Origin of the sequence: Aeromonas sp. QDB30 (assembly GCF_027707645.1) — a bacterium.
In the GTDB taxonomy this organism is placed as follows: domain Bacteria; phylum Pseudomonadota; class Gammaproteobacteria; order Enterobacterales; family Aeromonadaceae; genus Aeromonas; species Aeromonas caviae.
In genome coordinates this window covers 24,014-31,028 of record NZ_JAPCIY010000053.1, presented here as the reverse complement: position 1 = coordinate 31,028, position 7,015 = coordinate 24,014, and the positions used below count along the sequence as shown (strand labels likewise).

Here is a 7,015-nt window from a genome sequence, read left to right as displayed (position 1 = left end):
CGAAACCCAACAAGGAGTTTCGGATTCTTACACAGCCTGAGGATCGGTCAATGGATCCTTAACTGATCGGCATTAGGGCCAGGTGCCCCGCTTTTTTTGTGCCCGGGGTCATCGCCGGGATGAGGGGTCGGATAAGGGGTCATGAGAGGGGGCAGAGAGATGATATTGAAATGGATGGGTGTAATTAAATATTTACGATTTGAGTCTGATTTGGCCTCGCGTGTCGCTACTTTTGAGTTGTTTCACTCTGCATTATTGGTCATTTATCCATCTGTCAGCGTGCAAAGACGCTAGTTTCACTTGATTGTTTGTTTTTCCTTGGTAAGGTGGGGGCGGTTGCGTAACAAAGTGCTGACTTGTGTAAACAAAAATATACGGTCAGCGCCCTTGGCTTGAAACAGTAGAGAGAATGAGAAGATGCAAAGAGATCCCCTGAACAACATCCATATCCAGTCCGAACAAGTGATGATCACGCCTGCCCAGCTCAAGGAGAAACTGCCGATCTCCGATCGCGCGCTGGCATTCGTGCAAGGGGCCCGCAATACCATCGCCGACATCATCCACCGTCGCGATCACCGCTTGCTGGTGATCTGTGGACCCTGCTCCATCCACGACATGGACGCCGCCAAAGAGTACGCAACCAGACTCAAAGCGCTGCATGACGCCTATCAGGACTCTCTCTACATTGTCATGCGGGTCTACTTTGAGAAGCCGCGCACCACGGTCGGCTGGAAGGGCTTTATCAACGATCCGAACCTGGACGGCACCTTTGACGTGGAACTGGGTCTGCACCGCGCCCGCGAGCTGCTCTGCTGGCTGGCCGAGCTGGAGCTGCCTCTGGCCACCGAGGCGCTCGACCCCATCAGCCCGCAATACCTGGCGGAGCTCTTCTCCTGGTCGGCCATCGGTGCCCGCACCACCGAATCCCAGACCCACAGGGAGATGGCGTCCGGCCTCTCCATGCCGGTCGGCTTCAAGAACGGCACCGACGGCAACCTCGGCACCGCCATCAATGCGCTGCAGGCCGCTTCCAGTCCTCATGCCTTCATGGGGATCAACCAGCAGGGTCAGGTCGCGCTGCTGCAGACCCAGGGCAACCCGGATGGCCATGTGATCCTGCGCGGCGGCAAGCACCCGAACTACGACTCGGTCAATGTGTCGCTGGCGGAAGAGGCGCTGGAGAAGGCGGGCCTGCTGCCCGGTCTGGTGGTGGATTGCAGCCACGGCAACTCCAGCAAGGATCACCGGCTGCAGCCCAAGGTGGCCGACAACGTCATTCACCAGATCCAGGAGGGCAACCGCTCCATCATCGGGGTGATGCTCGAATCCAACCTGTTCGAAGGCAACCAGTCCAGCGAGCAGCCCAAGTGCGAGATGCGCTACGGCGTCTCCATCACCGATGCCTGCATCGACTGGGAGACCACGGATGCGCTGCTGGCCCGCTGCCACAGCCAGCTGGCGGCACCACTTTTGGCCAGAACATCGGCATAAGCCGTGGTATCTTGTTGCAACTGATTGAACCATCGAGGTATCACTGCCCACGCAGTGATACCTTGTTGCCTCTTGAATGACAGGGCGTCGCTGCGGGCGGCGCCAGCAGGGACTGGACATGGCGAAAGAGTTGAATGCCCTCAGGGACAAGATAGATGCGGTGGACAAGCAGCTGATTGATCTGCTGGCCGCTCGTCTCGCCCTGGTGGGGGAAGTGGGGGAAGTGAAAAGCCGGCACGGCTTGCCCATCTATGCACCGGATCGGGAGGCGAGCATGCTGGCCCGCCGCCGCGCCGAGGCCGAGGTACTGGGGGTGCCGGGGGACCTTATCGAGGACGTGCTGCGCCGGGTGATGCGCGAGTCCTATATTCTGGAGTCCGCCAGCGACAAGGAGCACCACTTCAAGTGCATGAAGCCTGAGCTCGGCAAGGTGGTGATCATCGGTGGCCAGGGGCAGCTTGGCCGCCTGTTCGGCAACCTGTTCAGCCTCTCGGGCTACCGGGTTGAAACCCTGGGGCAGGCCGATTGGCCACGCGCCGACGAGATCCTGCACGGCGCCGGGCTGGTGATGGTGGCGGTGCCCATCGACGTCACCTGCCAGGTGATCGACCGGCTCGGCAACCTGCCGGCGGACTGTCTGCTGGTGGACGTGACCAGCGTCAAGAGTGAACCGCTTGCCCATATGCTGGCGGTACACCAGGGGCCGGTGCTGGGGCTGCACCCCATGTTCGGGCCGGACGTGGCGAGCCTCGCCAAGCAGGTGATCGTCTGCTGTCAGGGACGCGATCCCGTCGCCAGCCAGTGGCTGCTGGAGCAGATGACCATCTGGGGGGCGCGTTTGCAGCAGGTGGAGGCCAGGGCCCACGACGAGGCGATGACCTTTATTCAGGCGCTGCGCCACTTCGCCACCTTCGCCTACGGCTGGCACCTCTCCCGGGAGCAGGCCAACATCGACCGTCTGCTTGCCTTAAGCTCTCCCATCTACCGGCTGGAGCTGGCCATGGTGGGACGGCTGTTTGCCCAGGATCCCCATCTCTACGCCGACATCATACTGTCGTCGCCCCAGAACCTGGCGATGATCCGCCGCTACTACCAGAACTTCGGCGAGGCGCTTGGGTTGCTGGAGCGGGGCGACAGAGAGGGCTTCATCGAGGCCTTCAGCCAGGTTTCCGGCTTCTTCGGCGAGCGGGCGGAGGAGTTCCTGCGCGAGAGCCGTACCCTGCTGGCCCAGGCCAACGACCGTCGCCATCACGGCTGATGCACAAAGACATCCATACAAAAGGGGCCTGATGGCCCCTTTTTCATGTTGTTTGTGCTGCACTGATAACCAGGGTAGATGAAAACACAGGTCTGGGCGTGAAATCGCCCTCTTTCATTCGGCAGGCGGTTGACGCAAGTCGGCGTCATGCCAGCCCAGCGGCAGGGTGAGCAGCTGATCGATCAGCTCCCGGCGGTCGGATTTCTCCAGATAGGCGAGGTAGAGCGGGCGGCTAAGGGATTGGCCCCCTTCCACCAGATGAAGCTGCCCCTGCTCCAGGAAGGGGCTCACCATGCGCCTTGGCAGGTAGGCGGCGCCGCCGTTGGCCAGCACGAATTGCAGGGCCATGCTGGCGGAGCTTGAATGCAGAACTGGGGTCTTCTGCAGGCTCTGCAACCGGCTCGATGGCGGTTCGAAGCTGGTGCCCCAGTCGAGATGAATGTGGGGCATCTGCATCAGGCTGTCGGCGTTTGCGGCCGGCTCCCGGCTCACCAGTTCGAACACCAGCTCGCCGATGGGGTGCAGGGCAATCTCGTCGATCTTGGTCGGCTCGGAGAGCAGGGCGAGATCGAGGGAGCGCTCCAGCAACTGGCGACAGAGGTGCTCGCGGGAGGCCGTTTCGAGGCGCACCGCGAGGCCGGGGGCCAGGGCATAGACATGGTTGAGCCAGTCGTTGAAGTCGAGCTCCCAGAAGACGGCGGGGGCACCGATGGCAAGCTGCTGGCTGAAACCGGGGGAGAGGGCCACGTCCTGCTTGGCGCGCCCCAAAGTATGCAGAATGGCGTCTGCGTAGGGCAGCAGACGCTCACCGGAGGCAGTCAGGCGGATGTTGTTGCGATGACGGGCAAACAGGCTGACCCCGAGTTGCTGCTCGAGCTGGCGGATCCGGAAGCTCACCGCCGACTGGGTCAGGTAGAGATTTTCAGCCGCCCGGCCAAAGTGCCGGGTCTTGCTGACCTCGATGAAGGTCCGAAGCAGCTCGGTATCCATTAATCGAGGGACTCGTCGCTGCCGCCACCGCCGCCTTCAAAGCTGCCACCAGCATCTTCATTGGCGCCGCCAGCGACGGTGCACAGACGGTGCACGCGCTTGGGACCAATCACCTTCAGGTACTTGAACCATACCTTGGCATGGGGGTTGCTGCCGGCTGCGCCAGACTTGACCTGCTCGATGAAGGCGCTTTCTACGTCATCGCGAGGGGCCAGGTTGCCCTGATAGAGCGCCAGCATCACTGTGCCGTACTTTTCCAGACTGTCCGCTTCGGCCACGGTGAATTCGCCACTGCGACGCAGGCCACGGGGAAAATGTTTGAAGTCGTTGAAACGCTTGTCTGATTCGAAGCTCATAGTGCTCTTGTTCTGGTTAGTTTGACCTTTGCGGGCAAGTATCATCAGGCCGTCGCAGAGTGCAAAATCAATTTTCTTACTATGTTAATAAATATCTTTTATCGAACAGCCTTTGTCTCATCCCGAGGGAGAATTTTGCGGTCCGCAGCACAAAAAGCCTGAAAAATAGTGGAGTTATGTCAGGTTTTGTACAGCTGGACCCGGTCTCTGCAGGGTAAAAACAATAAAATAAAGGCGCCATACGGCACCTTTGTGTGTTCATGGATTGGCTGAACCTGAGCGTCGGGCACTCATTCAATCATGGCTGGCTGCGCCAGGTTGTCGGCACGCCACAGACGGTAGCGCACTTCATACTCCTGCGGCACATAGATGACGAACGGCAGCTTGGAGTTGTAGTTCACGAAGAAGCCCTGACCATAGATCTGGACGAAGCTCTCTTTCTTCTGGCCATCCGGGCAGGCCATCAGGGTGCTGACAGGACCCGAGACCTGGCCCAGGGTCAGGTAGTTGTAGCCCCAGCCCTTGACGCTGTGCTGTTCCAGGTTGCCGGCGAAGCGGGGCAGGTTGCAGTCCACCAGCATCTTCTTGCCCACTTGCAGCTCGACCATCATGTCGGCTTCGTTTTCGACTTCCGGCAGGCGGATCACGACACGTTCCTGGTTCACTTCGGCGGCAGGGAACATGCTGATATCAAATTTTTTCGGTTCGGCGGCGAAGGCATGGCCGCCCAGTAACAAGGCGCCCAGCAGGCTAAAACGCAATACGGTTTTCATCTGTACCTCATGGGATTGGTTCAACGCCGCTAGACTAACCGCTCTGCCCGTTTCACGCCAGCGCTCCGGCGCGCAAAACCAGCCTGAACCGGCACCGGGTGACGTAATTTGATGCTTTTTTGACGCCTTCCACCCCAAAGGGGCCATTCGGGGGAAAACCGGGCAGGGGAGTCCCCGCCCGGATGGCTCACCTTACCAGCAGCACCTGCTTTGCCCAGGAGCCTGGGACCCGCATGCCGACGGCGCCACTGGTGATGTCCAGATAGGCGACGCCCTTGCTGGCGGGCACCGGGGTCGAGGACCAGAGGTAGACATAGCCGTCGTTCACCTCCTTGCCGTCCCCGGCCATGGCGCGGGGGAAGATGGCCTCGTTCAATGCCGGCTTGTAGCAGGCGGATTCCAGTATGCTGGTGAGCTCCTTGATGGTGGGCAGGCGCCAATCGGTATGGCCGCCGAAACCGTGGAGGGCATGGGTCGGCTCGGTGCGGATCCGCTCTGCGGTCAGCAGGGCCTGCTGCCAGTAGAGCCGGGTCGGCTCGCCGCTGCAGCTTCCATTCTGCCAGCTTTGGCCGAGCTGGCAGCGCATCCAGGTGAGGCCGGAGGCCCGGTCGGTGACGGTGCCGTTGCCGCGATCCAGGAAGCGGGAGCTGGGGCTGGTGCGTGGCATGGTGTCGTCGCAGATGGCGATGGCCAGTGCCAGCGGGCTGCACAGGGTGAGCAGCAGGGTCAGAAGATACTTGTTCATCGGGTTACCTCGGCCACAAGGCGCAGTTGCAGACCGTTGGCATCATCGCTGTTTTGAACTGGAGTGGGATAGTCGGTGCCGGCATCCTCGCCGAGGAAGATGTGTGCAATGGCGCTCAGGGGGGCGCTCTCGAGGCGTCGGGACGGGGTCAGGGTCTGGCTCCAGTAGTAGCCGCTGAAAACCGTGGTCGTGGTGCCGACATCGGGGAAGTAGCGCACATCCAAGCTGACCAGCTGGCCATCCTGGCGGGCGAGGGAGCCGTAGTGCTGCAGGCTCATCAACTCGCGGGAGTGGGGCAGACGCCAGCCCTGGATGCCGCACAGCTGCTGCGCATCGAGCCACTGACGATACTGCTCGGTGGAGCAGATGGCCTCCCCCTCGGGGCAGGCGTAGTCCCGCTCCTCCTGGGTGGGCACATAATCGCCGAGGGACCAGGCGAAGGTGCGGTGCTTGTCTCGCGGGCTGTCGGCATCATCGAGCTTCTTCTCCCAGATGAGGCCGGTGTTGAGATCCTCCACGCACTCCCACTCGTCGGCATTGTCCGCCAGGGGCTGCCCCTTGCCGTCCAGCTTGCGATAGCGCAGGGGCGCCTGGCCCAGGCTCGCCTCCTGGCCCGGGTGATCCGCAGGCTCCTGGGTCAGCAGGTAATCCACCCCGTCCGTGTAGGTGGTGACGCCGCTGGCGGTCACCAACGCCCGGGGTTGCTGCTGCATCAGCACGGCGGCGAGTCTGGCCTGCTGGCTCAGGAGCTCGGGGCTTGCGGCAAAGTGCCGGGCGAGCTCGGGCAGCAGGGTGACCTGCCCCTGCCAGATCTGGCGTTGGCGCTCGCCGGTGGCGAGACCTGGCAGGCTGGCGGCGTCATCCCGTGTCGTCAGGGCGAGCGCCTCCAGTGCCCTGTTGAACTCCTCCAGCTGCACCAGGGCCGCGAGTCCCTGACCCGGTTGCAGGGGCGCAAGGGCGAGCAGCAGCTCGGCCTGGGCAGGCGGTATCCCGTCCGCGACCCGGGTCTGCAGCAGCGTGCTCAAGGGGGTGGGGGTGAGGTGCTGATCGTCCAGGCGCGCTGCCGGGTGGGTCAGGGTCAGGGCGCCCGGCTCCCGGGGGAGGAACAGCAAGGGGCTGGTGAGCAGGCCGGGGGCGCTGGCGCTCAACTGGCGCGCGCCAGCCTCGCCACTGACCACGGGCTCGCCTGGCTCGCAGTTGTCGTTCTGGTTCTGGTTGACGCACAGGGTGCCCGCTGCGGGCAGGTTGACCGTCAGACGGTAGTCCGGCGCGGTCAGGGGCGCCTCGTCGGATCCGCCACCACCACAGGCGCTGAGCAGGGGGGCCAGCAGACAGGCCAGCGGGGTCATTCTCATCTTCATTTCTTGTCCTTGGAGGGGCCTTGGCCCCTCTTTGCTTTTAT

Annotated in this window: 7 protein-coding genes; 2 read left to right on the top strand and 5 right to left on the bottom strand. The window is 62.3% G+C overall.

Going from position 1 to position 7,015, the window contains the following annotated elements:
- The first annotated feature begins 417 nt into the window (after positions 1 to 417).
- Both PG896_RS15065 and tyrA read left to right on the top strand, forming a co-directional pair.
- A complete protein-coding gene (locus tag PG896_RS15065) occupies positions 418 to 1,491 on the top strand; it encodes a 3-deoxy-7-phosphoheptulonate synthase (RefSeq protein WP_010674236.1) in 1,074 nt (357 codons plus the stop codon).
- A gap of 118 nt (positions 1,492 to 1,609) precedes the next feature.
- Positions 1,610 to 2,749, top strand: a complete 1,140-nt coding sequence (tyrA, locus tag PG896_RS15060; RefSeq protein ID WP_102948242.1) for a bifunctional chorismate mutase/prephenate dehydrogenase — start codon at positions 1,610 to 1,612, stop codon at positions 2,747 to 2,749.
- 114 nt (positions 2,750 to 2,863) lie between these two features.
- Here the strand turns inward: tyrA and hdfR are convergent, their stop codons facing one another.
- From hdfR to PG896_RS15035, 5 genes are all read right to left on the bottom strand, one after another.
- A complete protein-coding gene (hdfR, locus tag PG896_RS15055) occupies positions 2,864 to 3,739 on the bottom strand; it encodes an HTH-type transcriptional regulator HdfR (RefSeq protein WP_039038620.1) in 876 nt (291 codons plus the stop codon).
- On the bottom strand, positions 3,739 to 4,095 hold the full coding sequence (gene maoP, locus PG896_RS15050; protein ID WP_193758833.1) for a DUF413 domain-containing protein: 357 nt from the start codon (positions 4,093 to 4,095) through the stop codon (positions 3,739 to 3,741). Before maoP ends, hdfR begins: the two co-directional genes overlap by 1 nt.
- Positions 4,096 to 4,385: 290 nt before the next feature.
- The gene (gene eco, locus PG896_RS15045) at positions 4,386 to 4,868 is read right to left on the bottom strand and encodes a serine protease inhibitor ecotin (RefSeq protein WP_005328180.1); all 483 of its coding nucleotides are present in this window, start codon (positions 4,866 to 4,868) and stop codon (positions 4,386 to 4,388) included.
- A gap of 187 nt (positions 4,869 to 5,055) precedes the next feature.
- Positions 5,056 to 5,613 carry an Lcl C-terminal domain-containing protein gene (locus PG896_RS15040; RefSeq protein WP_102948244.1) on the bottom strand — a complete coding sequence of 186 codons (558 nt, stop codon included), beginning with the start codon at positions 5,611 to 5,613 and terminating at the stop codon, positions 5,056 to 5,058.
- The gene (locus PG896_RS15035; protein ID WP_210538240.1) at positions 5,610 to 6,962 is read right to left on the bottom strand and encodes an Lcl C-terminal domain-containing protein; all 1,353 of its coding nucleotides are present in this window, start codon (positions 6,960 to 6,962) and stop codon (positions 5,610 to 5,612) included. The genes PG896_RS15040 and PG896_RS15035 overlap by 4 nt, the downstream gene beginning before the upstream one ends.
- Between the last annotated feature and the right edge of the window lie 53 nt (positions 6,963 to 7,015).